1 protein-coding gene is annotated in these 442 nt (G+C 60.0%); it reads right to left on the reverse strand.

Annotation, left to right across the window (positions count from 1 at the left end; translation table 11 throughout):
* Nucleotides 1-38: 38 nt before the first annotated feature.
* Entirely contained in the window at nucleotides 39-284 is a 246-nt protein-coding gene (locus tag FMM79_RS01385) for an NAD-dependent epimerase/dehydratase family protein (protein WP_240338907.1), read from the reverse strand.
* Nucleotides 285-442 lie beyond the last annotated feature (158 nt).

Below are 442 nucleotides of genomic sequence, written 5' to 3' on the forward strand. Positions count from 1 at the left end.
AGGACGAGCCCAGAAACATCAGCTTTTCGACGTCCGCCTTATGGGCTGCGTTGGATGACGTTCGCTTGCAGGATCAAGTTGTCGTAAAGGAAGTCGGCCGGAGAGGTGGCGTTCACAAGCATACCGCCGACTCGCGCTGCAGCCAGGAAGACGGCGTCGGGACGATTCTTCCTCATCCAGGCCTCCACCTCGTCCTCCCGCCTGAGATCGACTTCGGCGCGGGTGGCGGTCAAAATCTCGCAGCCCTCGGATGCGAGGCGCCGCACAATTGCAGAGCCCACCATGCCGCGGTGGCCCGCGACATAGACCCGTTTTCAGGCGAGGCTTAGATCACCTCAGGCATAGGCCAAACCCTTGGTAACACCGACCGACGGACCATTTCGTGCCATCACTTTCAGGTCCTCGCGGACTATCTCCGCTACCAGCTGATCAAGAACATACG

This window comes from Novosphingobium sp. BW1, assembly GCF_008107685.1.
Classification (GTDB): Bacteria; Pseudomonadota; Alphaproteobacteria; order Sphingomonadales; family Sphingomonadaceae; genus Novosphingobium.